A 20,010-nucleotide genomic window follows, 5' to 3' on the forward strand; every position below is an offset into this window, starting at 1 on the left:
TGAAATAGTATATGGTTCTTATTTACAATAATAGGTGTAAGGCTTTCATCAATCATAATAATAGGGGTGTTATGTATGACAAAAGTGGAAGTAAGTTTTCAGCATCTACCAACGACAGCTATATCTGATGCGACAGGCGGGCATACCAATTTGCGAAGTGAAATTAAACCACTAGCCGATCATTTTAAAATAGCTGGACGAGCAGTAACTGTACGTTTACCAGATGGTGAGAATGGTGCAGTATTGGAAGCGATCAGAGCGGCCAATGAAGGGGATATCTTAGTAATTGATGCAAAAGGAAATACTAATCGAGCTGTAGCGGGCGATTTCGTTATTTCCTTAGCAAAGGGACTGGGCGTCCAAGGTTTTGTGGTGGATGGAGTGATCCGTGATATAGCAGCGATTCGAGAGTTGGATTTCCCTATTTTCGCTTTAGGTACAACAGTAGCAGCTGGCAACAAAAATGGTGGTGGCCAAGTAAATATTCCAATTGCCGTTGGAGGAGTAACCGTTCATCCTGGTGATTATATTATTGGGGATGTAGATGGCGTTATTGTCGTACCAATGGAAGATGCAGAAAGAATAGTAGCAGCCGCAGAGTCTAAACTTGAAAAAGATGCGGCACGTGCACAGGAGGCACATGCAAACGGAAAAGAATCGATCATTGCCTATTTAGATAAAGTGCTTGGAAAGTAAAAAAACCCTCACGATGCCATCCAACATCGTGAGAGTTTTTTTAAATTACGCTAAATTTTCATTATCTTTAAAGTAATTTTTCATCTTTTCGCGATCGAAACGGCCTTCCCATTTAGCCATAACTAATGATGCTAATGAGTTACCAATTACGTTCACAACAGTACGTCCCATATCAAGAATACGGTCAATACCAGCAATAAATGCTAGTCCTTCAAGTGGAATGCCGACAGTACCTAAAGTTGCTAGAAGTACTACGAATGATACGCCTGGAACACCTGCAATCCCTTTAGAAGTAACCATCAATACAAGCATTAACGTAATTTGTTCACCAATGCTTAGGTGAATACCGTACATTTGCGCAATAAATAATGCTGCAATCGCTTGGTATAGCGTGGATCCATCTAAGTTAAAGGAGTAACCTGTTGGAATAACAAAGGATACGATATCCTTTGGAGCACCCAATTTCTCCATTTTTAACATAATACGTGGTAATACAGCTTCAGAACTTGCTGTTGAAAAGGCTAAAATTAACTCATCTTTTAATACTTTAATTAAGTAGAAGATGCTGATTCCTGCAAATTTTGCTACAAGTCCAAGAACGACAAAGATAAAGAATAGCATCGTTGCATAAACAAGGATAGCTAATTTACCAAGTGGTACCAGTGAAGCGAATCCATATTTGGAAACGGTTACACCAATTAAACCAAATACCCCAATTGGAGCAAATTTCATTACGAGGTTAGTTACCCAGAACATAGCGTCTGCTACCCCTTGGAAGAAGTCTAAGACTGGTTTTCCTCGTTCTCCAACTGCAGCAACCCCTAAACCAAAAATAACTGAGAAGAAAATAATCGCAAGCATATTACCTTCAGCCATAGACTGGATAATATTTGTTGGGACAATCCCTACAATAATATCAAATGGTCCCTCATGCTGTACTTCTTCAGTAGTTGTTACATATTTCGAAATATCCCCCTGAGATAGTTCACTCATGTTAATACCTGTACCAGGATGGAATAAGTTTGCGGAAAGTAATCCAACTACGATTGCTACTGTCGTAATAATCTCAAAGTAAATAATGGATTTCCCGCCTAATCGCCCAAGCTGTTTCATGTCTCCAGTACCAGCTACACCAACGATTAATGTAGAAATAATAATCGGTACAACAATCATCTTAATAAGATGTAAAAAGATATCCCCTAATGGTTGTAAATATGTCTCAATCTTGGGGTTCCCGTAAAAGATACCACCAATAATGATCCCTAAAATCAAACCGATTAAAATTTGAGCGGCTAGACTGATTTTAAATTTCTTCTTCAAACCCTTTGTACCCCCTAATATTAAATTTTTAGGACACGCCTTACTTTAATAATACGGAGGACTTATGGAATCCGACAAAATCCGAGAAAATTAATTTACTTTTGTTAAAATGTCTGAATATAACACTTGAATAAACTTCTTAATATTGACTTTTGCTTTACGATTATCATGGTCTTCAATCTGTGTCATGAGTTGACGAATTTCTTTAAAATCGAAGTAGCGCGGGGCATAGTATTCAAATTCGGAGTTAGTGTAATCAACAACACCTAAATTAGCGAGATTAATCATGGCAGCTAGTATTGTTCTACGCACACGCTGTTCTATAGCTTTACTTTCCTTCAAAATTTCATCAGGTGTAGCCTTTGTAACAGCGGCAATTTCCTCATAAAGCTCCTTTAATGGAGGAAGTGGTGCAATCTTATGCTGATGAGCAAGTAATGTTTCAATAATAGCTATAATATCTTCGCTACCAATTTCACCGACAATTCCCATATCGTTTAATATGGATTGAATATGGTCTCGGGATGTTGCTTTATTTGCCTTTTGTTCACTTAATTCAATATTAGTAAGTGATTGGCGTATAACTAACAGAGAATTTTTTAGTCGAAATTGTTCAGTAGTTTTTTTCAAAACATTTTCTACTTCTATTCGGTTAATTGGTTTATGAATGAAGAAATCGATTCCTTGTTCATAAGCCTCACCGACCATTTCCTTATTCACAACTTGTGAAATCATGATAAATTGCCCCTCGAAGCGATTTTGAATAAGGTGTTCGACTGTTGCTATTCCATCAAGTTTTGGCATCAGTAAATCAATCAGCACAAACTCTGGCTGAGTCATTAAAATTTGTGGTATGGCATCCTCACCATTACGAGCCTCACCAATAACTGTACCTAACCCACTATCTTCAATAATTTGTTTTAACATAACACGACTTGCACGATCATCGTCTACAATAAAATACCTCATTTAAGTCTCTCCCGTTTGAATAGTTTGCGTAGGAATTGTGATTTTAAACGTTGTGTATTGATTGTTTGATTCAACGGATATTGAGCCTTTTAATTTTTCTATTAGTTCAGCAACATGTGAAAGCCCAATGCCAGTTGCTGCTACACCATCATCATTATATTTCGTGGTGTATCCAGGTTCAAAGATAATAGATAAATCTTGTTGAGAAATTCCTTTTCCATTATCACATACTGTTATTACAGTATTATCCTCTTGGCGTTGAATAGCAATAGATATGATACCTTGTCCTTCGATAGCTTCAACTGCATTAGCAGATAAATTATTTAAAAGAGCAAGTAATGCAATATGTTCCTTTGTTTGAAAATCAAAGTCTATTGTTGTTTTGAATTGTATACTCTTACCAAGTAATTCAGCATACTTACTATTGCCTTCTTCAATATAATGTAATAATTCAGATAATACAAAAGGGCCGAAGTTCCTTTCGCCAACAATTTTAGAAATACCAGCATAAATACGCTGTGAATCCTTTTTCACTTCATGGATTTCCTGGGCAATATGAAGCGCTTGCAAACTTTCCGCTCGATAACCTTTAATTTTTAACTGTCGGTATAACTCAAATCCACTAGCTGTTATCGTTTCAATATGATTCATGGACTTTTTTAAATACAGGGTCTCTACATAGAGGTCGGATCCAATATTGAGCATTTCTTGTACACGCTTTTTTTGTTCTGCTATCAAAATAGAGCTATACACACCGACTACAAAAAAACTACGTAATAATGCGACCGCTAAAAGAATCAGGAGGTCATGAAGAAATAAAAAAGTATAGGTTTGTACAAAAAAGCGGAAAATTTGCTCTGCTAAATTACTAATGACCTCACTAAAGGCGACGAGTAAACCAAGCTTTAATGGTTTTTCTCTGTATTGTTGGATATCTAAAATTTGTAGGCATACTGCAAACAATACATAAAATAAAGCCGCTGGTAAATGGTTAAATATACTCTCTGAAATAGCAACATCATGTAATGAGGAAGTAAAAACACGGAAAAAGGTTGTCACTATACTTGTAGCAACACCAGCTAAAATAATGGGTGTAGGTTTAATTAATGTACATAAAAAGAATATGATGGTTCCTAAACCAAAACGGAAAGATGTATTAGCAAAAGGCATAATTTTAATCTCACTACCAATTGCAGTCATGACAGCAATAAGGAAAATCCAAGTAAGGGAAGCGCGCGTCATAAATAATTTCGATTGCATTGTAACTACCTCCCATCATTCATATAATAAAAAATACCACAACCGAGGCGGAAGTGGTATCTAACAAGTAATACATACAATTTTGGCAAAAAAAAAACGGCTACATTCGTAGTCGGAAATTTAAAACTGGAGGAGGTAGAGGGATTCGAACCCCCGCGCGGTGTTACCCGCCTGTCGGTTTTCAAGACCGATCCCTTCAGCCAGACTTGGGTATACCTCCATGTTATATTGCTCTGTTGTCTTATCGACAAAAATAAATTTATCACAACTTGAGAAAGCCGTCAATATATTTTTTTAAAAAAATATAGGAAGATTAAAAATGATTTGGAAATAAATAATTTGTGCATTAAGTTGCAATTTATACAAACTGTCAGTATACTAGTTATTGCCGTGCTAGGTGGGAAGGTAGCGGTGTCCTGTAACTCGCAATCCGCTCTAGCGAGACTGAATTCCTTTTTCGAGGCTGTCCGTATTGTTTGGTCTGCCTTTTGCACGTAGTGTTGACGATTGGGTCCTGCGCAATGGATACCCATGAACCATGTCAGGTCCGGAAGGAAGCAGCATTAAGTGGTCTTATCCATGTGCCGCGGGGTTGCCTAATCCGAGCTAACGACAAGAGTAACGCTTATGTGCGGCTGTCAAGGAAAGGTGCACGGCATGAAATTGCCAATTCAAAGCATCCGTCTACTATAGGCGGGTGCTTTTTTATATTTAATCAATAACTTCATTTTCTATATAAGATAGCAAATGCTATAATAAAACTACTCAATTACATGGAAAAGGAGAGAGAAATATAGTGACGTATCAAGCATTTTATCGTGTGTATCGACCACAATCTTTTCGAGAAATGTCAGGTCAAGCTCATGTCAAAAGAACGCTACAGAATGCTCTCCTAGCGAATAAAACCACACATGCTTACTTATTCTCTGGGCCACGTGGTACTGGGAAAACAAGTACAGCTAAAATTTTTGCGAAAGCATTAAATTGTGAACATGCACCATCAAAAGAACCTTGCAATGAATGTGCTACTTGTCTAAGTATTACTGATGGATCTCATCCAGATGTCATTGAATTTGACGCTGCCTCGAATTCACGTGTTGAGGAAATTAGAGATATTATAGAGAAAGTACGTTTTGCTCCTGCTAGCAGTAGATACAAGGTGTACATCATTGATGAAGTACATATGCTTTCTACAAGTGCTTTTAATGCTCTTTTAAAAACTTTAGAAGAACCACCCCCTCACGCTGTATTTATTTTAGCAACGACAGAGCCTCATAAATTGCCTGCAACGATTATTTCTCGTTGTCAGCGCTTTGATTTTAAGCGACTTTCTACAAATGATATTATTGAACGAATGAAGGTTGTCTTAGAGGATATTGATTTACCATATGAAGAACAAGGCTTAAAGGTTATCGCACAATCTGCAGCTGGGGGAATGCGCGATGCTTTAAGTTTATTGGATCAAGTTGTGTCTTTCAGCGGAGAAAAGTTAAAGCTTGAGGATACGTTGTTAGTTACAGGTTCAATTAGTCAGGATGTTTTCTATGATTTAGCTGAGGCACTCAAGATGAAAGATGTTGCACAAATGCTTGCGCTTTTAGAGCAACTTATAGCCGATGGAAAGGACCCTTTGCGTCTTTCGGAGGATTTAATTACCTTTTTCCGTGATTTATTATTACTTCAAACAAGTGATGATTTAGCTGAACTCTTAGAGCTTGTGTCCCCCGAGGAACGTGTATTTACTTTAGCACATGAATTCGCGCCAGATATGCTTTATGGCTATATAGATATTCTCGCAAAAACACAGCAAGAGATGCGCTTCTCTCACCATACGAAAATTTACTTAGAAACAGCATTACTTAAAATGGTACAGTTTTCAGGAGGGGTCGCCCATTCAACGATGGCTACCAATGAAATGACGCAAAGCCCAGAGGTCACTCAAAAAATTGTTGCGCTTGAGCAGATGGTTCAGCAATTATCCTTACAATTGCAAACTGGGGCACCAGCACAAACATCACCAGCCCAAAAAGAGCAGCGGCCTCGTGCTAAAAGTCCGAATGGCTATAAAGCACCGACTGGTCGTATTCAAGAAATACTAAAAGATGCAACAAAACAAGATGTGCAACGTATAAAATCGGTGTGGGCGCAAGCATTAAGTCAAATGCAAAAATCACAATCTGCTCTTTTGGCAGAAGCCGAGCCTGTTGCGGCATCTTCGAGTGCTTTTGTGTTAAAATTCAAGTATGATATTCATTGTCAGATGGTTGCTGATAACCAATCTTTAAAGGCTCACTTTACACAACTAATTGCGGGACAAACTGGCACAATGTACGAGATGCTTTGTATACCGGAAGAATCCTGGTTAAAGATGCGTGAAGAATTTATTCGTGATCATGGTCTGCAGCAAAAGAAAACATTAACGGCTTCAGAACATGGGGAGGAATTATTAGAGCCACCACCGGCAGAAATGCCAGAAGAACCATTTATCGACGATGCTCAACCTCTTGCTTCACAAGACCCACTTGTGACAGAGGCTGAAAAACTCTTTGGTAAAGACTTTGTTGAAATTATTGAAGATTAAATTTTTAGGAGGAAAACATTTATGCGTGGAATGGGAAATATGCAAGGTATGATGAAAAAGATGCAAAAAATGCAAAAGGAAATGATGGAGGCTCAAGAAGCATTAAATGCTGAGCAATTTGAGGGTGTTGCAGGCGGCGGCATGGTAAAAGTAACTGTTTCAGGTCAGCGCGAGGTTGTATCCGTAAATCTTGATGAATCTGTGGTAGATCCTGAAGACATCGAAATGTTACAAGACCTAATTGTTATCGCTACAAATGAAGCGTTGAAAAAAGTAGAAGAAAAAACGAATTCAACAATGGGGAAATTCACTCAAGGCTTAAACCTTCCATTCTAGGAGGTATTCATTATGTACTACCCAGAACCAATATCTAAATTGATCGATAGTTTTATGAAATTGCCAGGTATCGGGCCGAAAACTGCGGCTCGTCTGGCGTTTTTTGTGTTATCAATGAAGGAAGACGATGTATTATCTTTCTCTAAAGCACTCATTGATGCTAAACGAAATCTGAGCTACTGTTCTGTTTGTGGCAATATAACGGATGTAGATCCATGTCATATTTGCTCAGATAAGCAACGAGATCATTCTATTATTTGTGTTGTACAAGATACAAAAGATGTTATTGCAATGGAAAAAATGCGTGACTATAACGGCATGTACCATGTACTTCAGGGAGCAATTTCGCCAATGGATGGCATCGGCCCAGAGGATATTAATGTTGCTTCCTTATTAGTGCGTTTGCAAGATGAAAGTGTTCAAGAGCTTATTCTAGCTACGAATTCAACGATTGAGGGTGAGGCAACAGCTATGTACATTTCGCGCCTTGTCAAGCCATCAGGTATTCGTACAACTCGTATTGCGCATGGATTGCCAGTAGGTGGAGATCTAGAATATGCAGATGAGGTAACGTTATCTAAAGCAATGGAAGGTCGACGCGAGTTATGAGTGAGGGATTAATATGTTCTTCCGTAGTAAAGGGAAATTAAAAAAAGAATTCGATGATAAGCTTGTGAATCTTATAAAGGCAACAAAAGAGGATTTACAGCAGGCAAAAATAATAGAAGAATTAATGGATGACTACGACCTTGGGGTTATTGCTCAACGTAAAACAGCAGAGAGTATCCATTTTTATTTATTTAAGGAAGCTAGAATTCGTAGAGTATTAATAAAATAGTTCTTATTAAATAATCATAGAAGCAAAACAGGAAACATAAACTTTCATAATTATTTTATTGAGGAGGCAAGCATATGTCTTGGTTAGTAATTATGAGTATTTGTGTTCCTGTGGGGCTTCTTTTTCTTTATGTAATAATAAGACATGCTAAGCTAGGCAAAATTTTAGAAGGATTATCAGTGTTTTGGTTTAGATTTGCATTTGCTTTTCTATTATTATTTATGATTCATTTAGGTATAGGTTATATAGGATATAACGTACCGATTAATTTATTTTCAGTCTTAACGATTGCGGTTTTAGGAATTCCGGGTGTATTTGGAATAACAGCGTTGATATTTTTTTTATAAAAAGCTTGCATTATGATAATAATGTAGTATACTTATAAAAGTCGCTAATATAACTGATTGAAACAAAAGTAAATTAAAAATTTATGTTGACACATTATATGAGACGTGATATTATATAAGAGTTGCTGCTGAAACAGCGGCAAACAAATGAACCTTGAAAACTGAACAAGCAAAACGTAATCAATAAAGTTTTAAGTAACTAGTTTCGGCTAGTGAACAAAACAAAATTTTGGACATCAAAATTGATGCCAGCAAAACAATTTGAGCTAATCAAATTTCTTTTATGGAGAGTTTGATCCTGGCTCAGGACGAACGCTGGCGGCGTGCCTAATACATGCAAGTCGAGCGAACAGAGAAGGAGCTTGCTCCTTTGACGTTAGCGGCGGACGGGTGAGTAACACGTGGGCAACCTACCTTATAGTTTGGGATAACTCCGGGAAACCGGGGCTAATACCGAATAATCTGTTCCACCTCATGGCGGAACACTGAAAGACGGTTTCGGCTGTCGCTATAGGATGGGCCCGCGGCGCATTAGCTAGTTGGTGAGGTAACGGCTCACCAAGGCGACGATGCGTAGCCGACCTGAGAGGGTGATCGGCCACACTGGGACTGAGACACGGCCCAGACTCCTACGGGAGGCAGCAGTAGGGAATCTTCCACAATGGGCGAAAGCCTGATGGAGCAACGCCGCGTGAGTGAAGAAGGTTTTCGGATCGTAAAACTCTGTTGTAAGGGAAGAACAAGTACAGTAGTAACTGGCTGTACCTTGACGGTACCTTATTAGAAAGCCACGGCTAACTACGTGCCAGCAGCCGCGGTAATACGTAGGTGGCAAGCGTTGTCCGGAATTATTGGGCGTAAAGCGCGCGCAGGCGGTCCTTTAAGTCTGATGTGAAAGCCCACGGCTCAACCGTGGAGGGTCATTGGAAACTGGGGGACTTGAGTGCAGAAGAGGAAAGTGGAATTCCAAGTGTAGCGGTGAAATGCGTAGAGATTTGGAGGAACACCAGTGGCGAAGGCGACTTTCTGGTCTGTAACTGACGCTGAGGCGCGAAAGCGTGGGGAGCAAACAGGATTAGATACCCTGGTAGTCCACGCCGTAAACGATGAGTGCTAAGTGTTAGGGGGTTTCCGCCCCTTAGTGCTGCAGCTAACGCATTAAGCACTCCGCCTGGGGAGTACGGTCGCAAGACTGAAACTCAAAGGAATTGACGGGGGCCCGCACAAGCGGTGGAGCATGTGGTTTAATTCGAAGCAACGCGAAGAACCTTACCAGGTCTTGACATCCCGTTGACCACTGTAGAGATATAGTTTCCCCTTCGGGGGCAACGGTGACAGGTGGTGCATGGTTGTCGTCAGCTCGTGTCGTGAGATGTTGGGTTAAGTCCCGCAACGAGCGCAACCCTTGATCTTAGTTGCCATCATTTAGTTGGGCACTCTAAGGTGACTGCCGGTGACAAACCGGAGGAAGGTGGGGATGACGTCAAATCATCATGCCCCTTATGACCTGGGCTACACACGTGCTACAATGGACGATACAAACGGTTGCCAACTCGCGAGAGGGAGCTAATCCGATAAAGTCGTTCTCAGTTCGGATTGTAGGCTGCAACTCGCCTACATGAAGCCGGAATCGCTAGTAATCGCGGATCAGCATGCCGCGGTGAATACGTTCCCGGGCCTTGTACACACCGCCCGTCACACCACGAGAGTTTGTAACACCCGAAGTCGGTGAGGTAACCTTTTGGAGCCAGCCGCCGAAGGTGGGATAGATGATTGGGGTGAAGTCGTAACAAGGTAGCCGTATCGGAAGGTGCGGCTGGATCACCTCCTTTCTAAGGATTATTTCGGAATACAAACCTAGGGTTTGTAAGATTACGTTTTGCGTTCAGTTTTGAAGGTTCATTCTTCCGAATGAAATACTTCAAAACTTGTTCTTTGAAAACTGGATAAAACGACATTGAAATTGTAACAAACACATTTATTTTTTAAGTTTTTTATAGGCTTAATAACTTGGTTAAGTTATTAAGGGCGCACGGCGAATGCCTTGGCACTAGGAGCCGAAGAAGGACGGCACTAACACCGATATGCTTCGGGGAGCTGTAAGTGAGCTTTGATCCGGAGATTTCCGAATGGGGGAACCCACTACGTTTAATCGCGTAGTATCTTGACGTGAATACATAGCGTCTTGAAGGCAGACCCAGGGAACTGAAACATCTAAGTACCTGGAGGAAGAGAAAGAAAAATCGATTCCCTGAGTAGCGGCGAGCGAAACGGGAAGAGCCCAAACCAAGAGGCTTGCCTCTTGGGGTTGTAGGACACTCTATACGGAGTTACAAAAGAGCGAGTTAGATGAAGCGACTTGGAAAGGTCCGCCAGAGCAGGTAAAAGCCCTGTAGTCGAAAGTTCGTTCTCTCCTGAGTGGATCCTGAGTACGGCGGAACACGTGAAATTCCGTCGGAATCCGGGAGGACCATCTCCCAAGGCTAAATACTACCTAGTGACCGATAGTGAACCAGTACCGTGAGGGAAAGGTGAAAAGCACCCCGGGAGGGGAGTGAAAGAGATCCTGAAACCGTGTGCCTACAAGTAGTTAGAGCCCGTTAATGGGTGATAGCGTGCCTTTTGTAGAATGAACCGGCGAGTTACGATTACGTGCAAGGTTAAGCTTTAGAAGGCGGAGCCGCAGCGAAAGCGAGTCTGAATAGGGCGAAATAGTACGTGGTCGTAGACCCGAAACCAGGTGATCTACCCATGTCCAGGGTGAAGGTAAGGTAACACTTACTGGAGGCCCGAACCCACGCACGTTGAAAAGTGCGGGGATGAGGTGTGGGTAGCGGAGAAATTCCAATCGAACTTGGAGATAGCTGGTTCTCTCCGAAATAGCTTTAGGGCTAGCCTCGTGATGAGAATACTGGAGGTAGAGCACTGTTTGGACTAGGGGGCCATCCCGGTTTACCGAATTCAGACAAACTCCGAATGCCAGATATTTATACACGGGAGTCAGACTGCGAGTGATAAGATCCGTAGTCAAAAGGGAAACAGCCCAGACCACCAGCTAAGGTCCCAAAGTAATCGTTAAGTGGAAAAGGATGTGGCGTTGCACAGACAACCAGGATGTTGGCTTAGAAGCAGCCATCATTTAAAGAGTGCGTAATAGCTCACTGGTCGAGTGACGCTGCGCCGAAAATGTATCGGGGCTAAACGATTCACCGAAGCTGTGGATTGACATCTACGATGTCAGTGGTAGGAGAGCGTTCTAAGTGCGTTGAAGTCAGACCGGAAGGACTGGTGGAGCGCTTAGAAGTGAGAATGCCGGTATGAGTAGCGAAAGACGGGTGAGAATCCCGTCCACCGTATGACTAAGGTTTCCTGAGGAAGGCTCGTCCGCTCAGGGTTAGTCGGGACCTAAGCCGAGGCCGACAGGCGTAGGCGATGGACAACAGGTTGATATTCCTGTACCACCTCCTCACCGTTTGAGAAATGGGGGGACGCAGTAGGATAGGGTAAGCGCGCTGTTGGTTATGCGCGTCCAAGCAGTAAGGCGTGTGTGTAGGCAAATCCGCACACTGTAACGTTGAGCTGTGATGGCGAGTCCGTATGGACGAAGTTCCTGATTTCACACTGCCAAGAAAAGCCTCTATCGAGGTGAGAGGTGCCCGTACCGCAAACCGACACAGGTAGTCGAGGAGAGAATCCTAAGGTGTGCGAGAGAACTCTCGTTAAGGAACTCGGCAAAATGACCCCGTAACTTCGGGAGAAGGGGTGCTCTTGAGCGTGCAAGCGCATGAGAGCCGCAGTGAATAGGCCCAGGCGACTGTTTAGCAAAAACACAGGTCTCTGCAAAACCGTAAGGTGACGTATAGGGGCTGACGCCTGCCCGGTGCTGGAAGGTTAAGAGGAGTGGTTAGCGCAAGCGAAGCTGCGAATTGAAGCCCCAGTAAACGGCGGCCGTAACTATAACGGTCCTAAGGTAGCGAAATTCCTTGTCGGGTAAGTTCCGACCCGCACGAAAGGCGTAACGATCTGGGCACTGTCTCAACGAGAGACTCGGTGAAATTATAGTACCTGTGAAGATGCAGGTTACCCGCGACAGGACGGAAAGACCCCGTGGAGCTTTACTGTAGCCTGATATTGAATTTTGGTACAACTTGTACAGGATAGGTAGGAGCCAGAGATCTCGGAGCGCCAGCTTCGAAGGAGGCGTCGGTGGGATACTACCCTGGTTGTATTGAAATTCTAACCCATGCCCCTTAGCGGGGCAGGAGACAGTGTCAGGCGGACAGTTTGACTGGGGCGGTCGCCTCCTAAAAGGTAACGGAGGCGCCCAAAGGTTCCCTCAGAATGGTTGGAAATCATTCGTAGAGTGTAAAGGCACAAGGGAGCTTGACTGCGAGACCTACAAGTCGAGCAGGGTCGAAAGACGGGCTTAGTGATCCGGTGGTTCCGCATGGAAGGGCCATCGCTCAACGGATAAAAGCTACCCCGGGGATAACAGGCTTATCTCCCCCAAGAGTCCACATCGACGGGGAGGTTTGGCACCTCGATGTCGGCTCATCGCATCCTGGGGCTGTAGTCGGTCCCAAGGGTTGGGCTGTTCGCCCATTAAAGCGGTACGCGAGCTGGGTTCAGAACGTCGTGAGACAGTTCGGTCCCTATCCGTCGTGGGCGTAGGAAATTTGAGAGGAGCTGTCCTTAGTACGAGAGGACCGGGATGGACACACCGCTGGTGTACCAGTTGTCTTGCCAAAGGCATCGCTGGGTAGCTATGTGTGGACGGGATAAGTGCTGAAAGCATCTAAGCATGAAGCCCCCCTCAAGATGAGATTTCCCATTACGCAAGTAAGTAAGATCCCTCAAAGACGATGAGGTAGATAGGTTCGAGGTGGAAGTGTGGTGACACATGGAGCTGACGAATACTAATCGATCGAGGACTTAACCAAATTGTTTGAAGCATTCAATGCGCCGTTTATCCAGTTTTGAAAGAACAATACTTTCAACAATAAAAATGAGAGAGCTTCAAGACACAAGTAGAACAAGGAGCAACCGAGTGATTGAGGGAGCGTACTTCTGTACGTGACTGATTGAGCGAGAGCAGCTGACGCAGTAATACGCCGTGTATTGAAGATCGAACATAGTCTAGTGATGATGGCAAAGAGGTCACACCCGTTCCCATACCGAACACGGAAGTTAAGCTCTTTAGCGCCGATGGTAGTTGGGGGCTTCCCCCTGTGAGAGTAGGACGTCGCTAGGCAAAAAAGAAACCGCTGAGAAATCAGTGGTTTTTTTATATTGAGCTTGAGGTTGCCGATTTCCTATTGTTGATTTGACAAGGATATTTTTCAAGTAAGGGTCAAATAACTGTTACATAAAAAACCTGGTGAAATTGCTTTTTAAACCCATAAAATGCTAAAGTTTAATGGAGTGATTAAAATTCACAAAGGGGTGCAGTGTAATGGCAACAGGGCAATATAGAAAGGATATTGAGGTAGAGAAAGAAAAATTAGAGAGTTTTATTCTAAATAAGGAACGTTGGGCTGTTTTAATACCAGGTTACTTACATCACGAATTACTAAATAAAAATGATATGATTTGGGTCTTCCAAGGTGATTTTGGCGTTATTCAAAAAGCTGTTAAAGTGAAACTTACTCAGACAAAATCAGAGGTTCATCAAGTACTTTTTGATTTAGAGGGGTTATCTGATCCGATTAATGGTGACGGTTCCTTTGAAATAAAACAAAATCCAGATGGATCATTTCTATTAATTGGAAGCTTATCAATGAAGGCTAGCGGTTTTCTAGCAGCGATAATGAATCCCATACTAGATAATTTTGTACCTCGACTCGTAGAACAATTAGTGGAAGAAATGGCGTTTACCGTGGCAAAGGAATAGCTTATGATTTTGATTTAAGAAGAGAACCGATTATTGAAGGTAATGACAATAATCGGTTTTTATATGGAATCAGTACATATTTTTGTTGATTAGAGTAAAGGTTCAACTGCAATAACAATGCAGCGACATTGAGGATAATAAGACATTTTGTTGAAATTTCTATAGGTAACAAATAAATATGGAATGCCTTGTCGAGGGATTGCTTTTTTATCGTGGTATAATCCCGTATAATTAAATGAGAATCTTAACGAAAATGGGTGTGTTTGTTTTGGATAAGAAAAAGCCAATTATAGAGGGATTAGAACGTTTTCGAAAACAACAAAATATTTCCTTTCACGTCCCAGGCCATAAGCATGGCGAGCTGTCCCACCTCCCTCAAGCATTTAAGGATGTTATGCGGTATGATGTAACTGAATTAACGGATCTGGATGATTTACATTATCCAGAGGGAATGATATTAGAAGCAGAAAATTTATTAGCAGATACATATGGAGCCAAAAAAAGCTTTTTTCTAGTAGGTGGCTCTACTGTTGGAAATTTAGCAATGATTTATGCCACTTGTCATAAGGGTGATACTATTATTGTTCAGCGAAATGCACATAAATCTATATTTCATGCCATTGAACTTGTTGGAGCAAAGCCTATATTTGTGTCACCAATATGGGATGACCGGACGTTAACGGCAACACATGTAACTTTTCATGATCTCAAAGAAGCAATAGATAATTATTCAGAAGCGAAAGCAGTAGTTTTAACATATCCTACTTATTATGGGGTCACTTCTAATGAAGTACAGCAACAAATTGTTTATTGTCACGAGAAGAGAATCCCTGTATTAGTGGATGAAGCACATGGCGCTCATTTTAGTGCGTGTCATCTATTTCAACCATCTGCTTTGTCGTTTGGGGCAGATGTTGTTGTACAATCAGCGCATAAAACACTACCAGCTATGACAATGGCATCCTTTATGCATGTAAAGTCAGAATTGATAGATGCCGATAAAATACATCACTATTTACGTATGTTACAATCTAGCAGCCCATCTTATGTGCTATTGGCTTCATTAGATGATGCTCGCTACTATGTACAGACATATATGGAGAGTGATGGGGCATATATAATAGAAAAAAAGAAACAATGGGTTGAGGCTTTAAGGTCGATTGGTTCATTGGAAGTAATTGAGGTAGATGATCCATTAAAACTATTGTTACGTGTCGATGGTTATAGTGGTTTTCAGCTACAAGAAGCATTAGAGGCACAACATGTCTATGGGGAGCTAGCTGATGCGAATCAGGTCTTACTTATGTTACCTTTGCTGAAGCAAGGACATACCTACCCGTTTGCTGAAATAAGAGTCCGTATAAAAGAAGCAATAACAACGCTATTAGGCACAGCTAAAATAAATAGCAAAACAGTTTCTCAAACTGCCTATCATTTTGTACCAATTACAGAGCCTACCTTTACCTTTAGTGAGATTGCATCATTAGAAAAAGAATGGTTACCATATATGCGTACAATAGGTCGAATATCTACGAATATGATTATTCCGTATCCACCTGGTATACCGTTACTTGTTCCTGGAGAAAAAATAACAGTGGCAAAGCTAAGTCAATTGGAAGAATTACTAGCTGCAGGTGCAACATTCCAAGGAAATCATCGTTTAGCAGAAAAAATGATTCAGGTCATTAAATAGTGGAGGCAAATAACAACATGAATAGCAATTTATTTATTACATTCGAAGGTCCAGAGGGGGCAGGAAAAACAACAGTCATTCAAATGATTGCAAAGCGACTTACTGAAAAGAATATTGATGTTCTAGCAACGAGAGAACCAGGTGGTATCGAGATTGCGGAGAAAATAAGAACGATTATTTTAAATCCTGAACATACGGCAATGGACGAACGGACAGAAGCCTTATTATATGCTGCTGCAAGAAGTCAGCATTACTTTGAAAAGGTACGACCTGCTTTAGATGCTGGGAAGTTAGTCATATGTGATCGTTTTATTGATTCATCTTTAGCTTATCAGGGTTTTGCAAGAGGAATAGGTGTCGATGAAGTTCTTTCTATTAATGAATTTGCTATCGGTAAAAAATTACCTGACTTGACCATTTTATTTGATCTTGCTCCAGAGGTAGGCTTAGCTCGTATTTATGCAACGGACAATCGGGAAGTAAATCGTTTAGATGTTGAAAGTTTGCCGTTTCATCAGAAGGTACGTGAAGGATATTTACAATTAGTAGAACGATATCCAGAACGTATCCATGTAGTGAATGCAGACCAAGATATTGAAAGTGTTGTTGAAGATGTATGGTTATTATTATTGAAAGCAATGCAGTAAAAGCATGAAGTTGTCTACAACATTGTGATATAATGATACTATCCATTCATTTATCTTCATACGGATATCTATAGTGGATTATAAATGTTTATAAATGCTGATGCTTAGGAATAGTATTAAACCTAACTAGGTTAATTTTATAAAAGGGGTGAGTGCGAATGAAGTTAGTCGTAGCTGTAGTGCAAGATCAGGATAGCAACCGCTTATCAAATGCTTTAACGAAAAATCAGTTTCGCGCAACTAAATTAGCGAGCACAGGAGGATTTTTACGTTCAGGAAATACGACGTTTCTGATAGGAACTGAAGACTCTCTCATACCCAAACTTTTAGATATTATTCGGGATAATTGTCGAGCACGAGAGCAAATGGTTGCACCCGTTTCTCCATTAGGAGGAAATGCTGATTCCTATATACCTTATCCTGTGGAGGTAGAGGTAGGGGGAGCTACTGTGTTTGTTTTACCAATTGAACAATTCCATCATTTTTAAAATTAGCCTCCTATGTTAAACCACCAGAGGTCATTTAATTAAAGTAGGATAAATATGAAACTAAATAGAAAAGCTTCATATTTATCCTCATGCAATCACGCCAAGGAGAAATAGATAAAGATTAGTGGGGGCGAAACCACCTTGAAGATTAATCAAGATATACGTGTCGGGTTAAATACAAATCGCAAAGAGCCACTACAAAATAATAATCAAAATAACCGATTTGGGGATATGGTCGTCAAGCAAGGGAACAAGTTGCAAACAGAACAACTAACACGTTTGTTAGGAGATATATCGAGTGCAGGAGATCGCGTTGCAAGATCACGTAATTTACGAGAACTTGCTAGATTTAAAATGCTTGTGAAACGATTTCTACAAGAGACAGTAGAACATGGTATGGATTTAAAACAATCACATACATGGAATCGTTTTGGTGAAGGAAGACGCCTTAAAATTATTGAAACTATTGATACGCGTCTCGTTGAACTTGCCCAAGATATTTTAGATGAAGAAAAGGAAGCAATTGACCTCCTCGATAAAATCGGTGAGATTAAAGGCTTACTAATTAATTTATATATGTAAAACCCGTGTCTCGATCTTATTAGGCGCGGGCTTTTTTTCAAATTTGATTTTGGCAAATTGTCAATAACATAGGGACTACAGTAACGTTCCTTTACAGCAAGCAAGGATTGGAAACAATCACACTTTTGTTGTATATATAGGAAGGAAATTAAATTTATGGCCAAGAATGTTGAAGAGCTATTCACGCTACAACCAGTCGTAATGAAGCAACTTCAAACGATTTTTGACAAAAATAGATTAGCACATGCATATATTTTTGAAGGCGAAAAAGGGACAGGCAAGGCTGATATTATGCACTTTTTTGTCAAATTAATGCTATGTGAGCAACCTAGTGAAAATGTTCCATGTGAAACATGTCGAAATTGCAGACGTGTTGATTCAGGAAATCACCCAAATATTCATCATATTTATCCAGATGGTCAATTTATAAAAATTGATCAAATGCGAGAACTCATTGGAGAAATGAAAATGATGGGCGTAGAAGAAGGACGTAAAATCTATGTGCTTCATCATGCAGACCGTCTAAATATAGCTTCAGCAAATATGATACTTAAATTTTTAGAAGAGCCGGATGGAGAGGTAACTGCAATTTTATTAACAGAGCAAATGCAGTCAATTCTCCCAACAATCCGTTCTCGTTGCCAACATATTAAATTCCAAAAAATGCCGCGACATGTTTTACTCAAACATTTACAAGAAAATAATGTTTCGCATTCGATGGCTTCAACAGTAAGCATGATGACAAACGAGCTCGAAATGGCCATATTTTTGGCAAATGATGAGCAGTTTGCACTTGCTCGAAAAACAGTGTTAAAATTAGTAGATGCCATTCAACAAAATGTACATGAAGCGATGCTCGTTGTACATGAAGATTGGTTACCGAACTTTAAAGAAAAAGGCGAGATGGAGCAAGCATTGGATTTACTACTATTTGCTTACCGTGATATAGTGTCAATAAAAGCTAATCCCGAAGCAGCTTGTACTTATCCAGACATGTTACCACTATTTAAAGAAGTTGCGTTATATTCCACTTATGACCGATTATCAAGTCAGCTGGAATCTATTTTGCAAGCACGCGCCTCTTTACAACGTAACATGAATAGGACGTTATTGATGGAGCAGTTAATGCTAAATCTGCAGGAGGGATATACATTTGTATAATGTAGTAGGAGTCCGCTTTAAGAAGGCGGGTAAAATATATTATTTTGATCCGGCATCATTTCTACTAGAAAATAATCAATATGTTATTGTAGAGACAGCACGCGGTGTAGAATATGGAAAAGTAGTTGTCCCTCAAAAAGTGGTAGGTGATAATGATGTTGTATTACCACTCAAACAAGTACTTAGACCAGCCGATGATCGTGATCGTATTCAAGTTGAGGAAAATGCAGCAGAATCGAAACGTGCATTTGATCTCGCTAGTACTAAAATTATAGAGCATAATCTAGAAATGAAGCTTGTAGATGTTGAATATACATTTGATCGTAATAAAATTATTTTTTATTTTACAGCTGAAGGACGAGTTGACTTTAGGGATCTTGTAAAAGATTTAGCTTCGGTTTTTAGAACACGTATCGAACTTCGCCAAATCGGTGTGCGTGATGAAGCAAAATTATTAGGTGGCATTGGCCCGTGTGGAAGAATGCTTTGTTGTTCCACATTTTTAGGTGATTTTGAGCCAGTTTCTATTAAAATGGCTAAAGATCAAAACCTATCATTAAATCCTTCGAAAATATCAGGTCTTTGTGGACGTTTAATGTGTTGCTTAAAGTATGAAAATGATGAATATGAAGAAGCAAAAGAGGGCATGCCAGATATTGGTGAGGTAACGATGACACCAGATGGCCGCGGTAAAGTTGTAGGGTTAAATGTGCTAGAAAGACTGATACAAGTATATTTACAAGAGCAGGAACGCACAGTTGAGTATACACTAGAAGAACTACTAGCATGCGAAAAAAATCTTATTTAAGATAGAGAATTTAACGAGGTGGCTTGGGTGAAGGACCGTAATTTCTTAGATACCGTTATGGAGTTCGAACAACAGCTCGAAGCAATGCAGGAGCAATTCGGTGCATTGAAACAATTTGTAGCGTTAATGATGGAAGAGCATAAAGCGCTTGAGACAGAAAATCATCATCTTCGTACACGTCTAGAAGAACTACTTTCTAATACAAACTCCGTACAAGCTGCTGAAGTAAAGAAAGAGAGTCCGTTAGATATAGGTGAAGGTTATGATAATCTTGCTCGCTTATATCAGGAAGGCTTCCATGTTTGTCATGTTCATTTTGGAAGTTCACGTAAAGGTGAAGATTGTCTGTTTTGTCTATCATTTTTAAATAAACAAAATGCGTAATAGAAGGCTG

17 protein-coding genes, 1 tRNA gene, 3 rRNA genes and 1 other RNA gene are annotated in these 20,010 nt (G+C 40.6%); 18 read left to right on the top strand and 4 right to left on the bottom strand.

The genetic code is table 11. The features are described 5' to 3' along the window. Nucleotides 1–75: 75 nt before the first annotated feature. Nucleotides 76–696, top strand: a complete 621-nt coding sequence (locus tag OU989_RS00180; RefSeq protein ID WP_274795133.1) for an RraA family protein — start codon at nucleotides 76–78, stop codon at nucleotides 694–696. 45 nt (nucleotides 697–741) lie between these two features. Here the strand turns inward: OU989_RS00180 and OU989_RS00185 are convergent, their stop codons facing one another. From OU989_RS00185 to OU989_RS00200, 4 genes are all read right to left on the bottom strand, one after another. Continuing rightward, nucleotides 742–2,016 carry a cation:dicarboxylate symporter family transporter gene (locus OU989_RS00185; protein WP_274795134.1) on the bottom strand — a complete coding sequence of 425 codons (1,275 nt, stop codon included), beginning with the start codon at nucleotides 2,014–2,016 and terminating at the stop codon, nucleotides 742–744. A gap of 90 nt (nucleotides 2,017–2,106) precedes the next feature. Next, entirely contained in the window at nucleotides 2,107–2,985 is an 879-nt protein-coding gene (locus tag OU989_RS00190) for a response regulator (RefSeq protein ID WP_274795135.1), read from the bottom strand. Further along, on the bottom strand, nucleotides 2,986–4,245 hold the full coding sequence (locus tag OU989_RS00195) for a sensor histidine kinase (protein WP_274795136.1): 1,260 nt from the start codon (nucleotides 4,243–4,245) through the stop codon (nucleotides 2,986–2,988). A 127-nt stretch (nucleotides 4,246–4,372) separates the two neighbouring features. After that, nucleotides 4,373–4,465, bottom strand: a tRNA-Ser gene (locus OU989_RS00200). 168 nt (nucleotides 4,466–4,633) lie between these two features. Here OU989_RS00200 and ffs point away from each other — a divergent pair. From ffs to yabA, 17 genes are all read left to right on the top strand, one after another. Further along, an RNA gene (ffs, locus tag OU989_RS00205) (signal recognition particle sRNA large type) lies at nucleotides 4,634–4,901 on the top strand. 140 nt (nucleotides 4,902–5,041) lie between these two features. Beyond that, nucleotides 5,042–6,826 carry a DNA polymerase III subunit gamma/tau gene (gene dnaX, locus OU989_RS00210; RefSeq protein WP_274795137.1) on the top strand — a complete coding sequence of 595 codons (1,785 nt, stop codon included), beginning with the start codon at nucleotides 5,042–5,044 and terminating at the stop codon, nucleotides 6,824–6,826. A gap of 21 nt (nucleotides 6,827–6,847) precedes the next feature. Then, nucleotides 6,848–7,162, top strand: a complete 315-nt coding sequence (locus OU989_RS00215) for a YbaB/EbfC family nucleoid-associated protein (RefSeq protein ID WP_004233957.1) — start codon at nucleotides 6,848–6,850, stop codon at nucleotides 7,160–7,162. 12 nt (nucleotides 7,163–7,174) lie between these two features. Beyond that, nucleotides 7,175–7,771 carry a recombination mediator RecR gene (gene recR, locus OU989_RS00220; protein ID WP_274795138.1) on the top strand — a complete coding sequence of 199 codons (597 nt, stop codon included), beginning with the start codon at nucleotides 7,175–7,177 and terminating at the stop codon, nucleotides 7,769–7,771. Nucleotides 7,772–7,784: 13 nt separating this feature from the next. Beyond that, on the top strand, nucleotides 7,785–8,000 hold the full coding sequence (locus tag OU989_RS00225) for a YaaL family protein (protein ID WP_274795139.1): 216 nt from the start codon (nucleotides 7,785–7,787) through the stop codon (nucleotides 7,998–8,000). Between the two features lie 74 nt (nucleotides 8,001–8,074). After that, nucleotides 8,075–8,347 carry a pro-sigmaK processing inhibitor BofA family protein gene (locus tag OU989_RS00230; protein ID WP_274795140.1) on the top strand — a complete coding sequence of 91 codons (273 nt, stop codon included), beginning with the start codon at nucleotides 8,075–8,077 and terminating at the stop codon, nucleotides 8,345–8,347. 280 nt (nucleotides 8,348–8,627) lie between these two features. Continuing rightward, nucleotides 8,628–10,179: ribosomal RNA gene (locus OU989_RS00235) — 16S ribosomal RNA — on the top strand. A 180-nt stretch (nucleotides 10,180–10,359) separates the two neighbouring features. After that, nucleotides 10,360–13,287: ribosomal RNA gene (locus tag OU989_RS00240) — 23S ribosomal RNA — on the top strand. 195 nt (nucleotides 13,288–13,482) lie between these two features. Beyond that, nucleotides 13,483–13,598: ribosomal RNA gene (rrf, locus tag OU989_RS00245) — 5S ribosomal RNA — on the top strand. The 16S, 23S and 5S rRNA genes sit together here, the layout of an rRNA operon. A gap of 201 nt (nucleotides 13,599–13,799) precedes the next feature. Continuing rightward, entirely contained in the window at nucleotides 13,800–14,237 is a 438-nt protein-coding gene (locus OU989_RS00250) for an SRPBCC family protein (RefSeq protein WP_274795141.1), read from the top strand. A 268-nt stretch (nucleotides 14,238–14,505) separates the two neighbouring features. Then, nucleotides 14,506–15,930, top strand: coding sequence for an aminotransferase class I/II-fold pyridoxal phosphate-dependent enzyme (locus tag OU989_RS00255; protein ID WP_449826346.1), 1,425 nt, complete (start codon nucleotides 14,506–14,508; stop codon nucleotides 15,928–15,930). A 17-nt stretch (nucleotides 15,931–15,947) separates the two neighbouring features. Next, a complete protein-coding gene (gene tmk / locus OU989_RS00260) occupies nucleotides 15,948–16,577 on the top strand; it encodes a dTMP kinase (protein ID WP_274795142.1) in 630 nt (209 codons plus the stop codon). A gap of 158 nt (nucleotides 16,578–16,735) precedes the next feature. Further along, on the top strand, nucleotides 16,736–17,065 hold the full coding sequence (locus tag OU989_RS00265) for a cyclic di-AMP receptor DarA (RefSeq protein ID WP_155594094.1): 330 nt from the start codon (nucleotides 16,736–16,738) through the stop codon (nucleotides 17,063–17,065). A 141-nt stretch (nucleotides 17,066–17,206) separates the two neighbouring features. Next, nucleotides 17,207–17,647: a YaaR family protein gene (locus OU989_RS00270; protein WP_274795143.1), complete on the top strand. Its 441-nt coding sequence runs from the start codon at nucleotides 17,207–17,209 to the stop codon at nucleotides 17,645–17,647. A 156-nt stretch (nucleotides 17,648–17,803) separates the two neighbouring features. Beyond that, nucleotides 17,804–18,808: a DNA polymerase III subunit delta' gene (holB, locus tag OU989_RS00275; RefSeq protein ID WP_274795144.1), complete on the top strand. Its 1,005-nt coding sequence runs from the start codon at nucleotides 17,804–17,806 to the stop codon at nucleotides 18,806–18,808. Beyond that, the gene (locus OU989_RS00280; protein WP_274795145.1) at nucleotides 18,801–19,616 is read left to right on the top strand and encodes a PSP1 domain-containing protein; all 816 of its coding nucleotides are present in this window, start codon (nucleotides 18,801–18,803) and stop codon (nucleotides 19,614–19,616) included. The genes holB and OU989_RS00280 overlap by 8 nt, the downstream gene beginning before the upstream one ends. Before the next feature lie 27 nt (nucleotides 19,617–19,643). After that, on the top strand, nucleotides 19,644–20,000 hold the full coding sequence (gene yabA, locus OU989_RS00285; RefSeq protein WP_274795146.1) for a DNA replication initiation control protein YabA: 357 nt from the start codon (nucleotides 19,644–19,646) through the stop codon (nucleotides 19,998–20,000). The last annotated feature ends 10 nt before the right edge of the window (nucleotides 20,001–20,010 follow it).

Source organism: Lysinibacillus irui, assembly GCF_028877475.1.
Classification (GTDB): Bacteria; Bacillota; Bacilli; order Bacillales_A; family Planococcaceae; genus Lysinibacillus; species Lysinibacillus irui.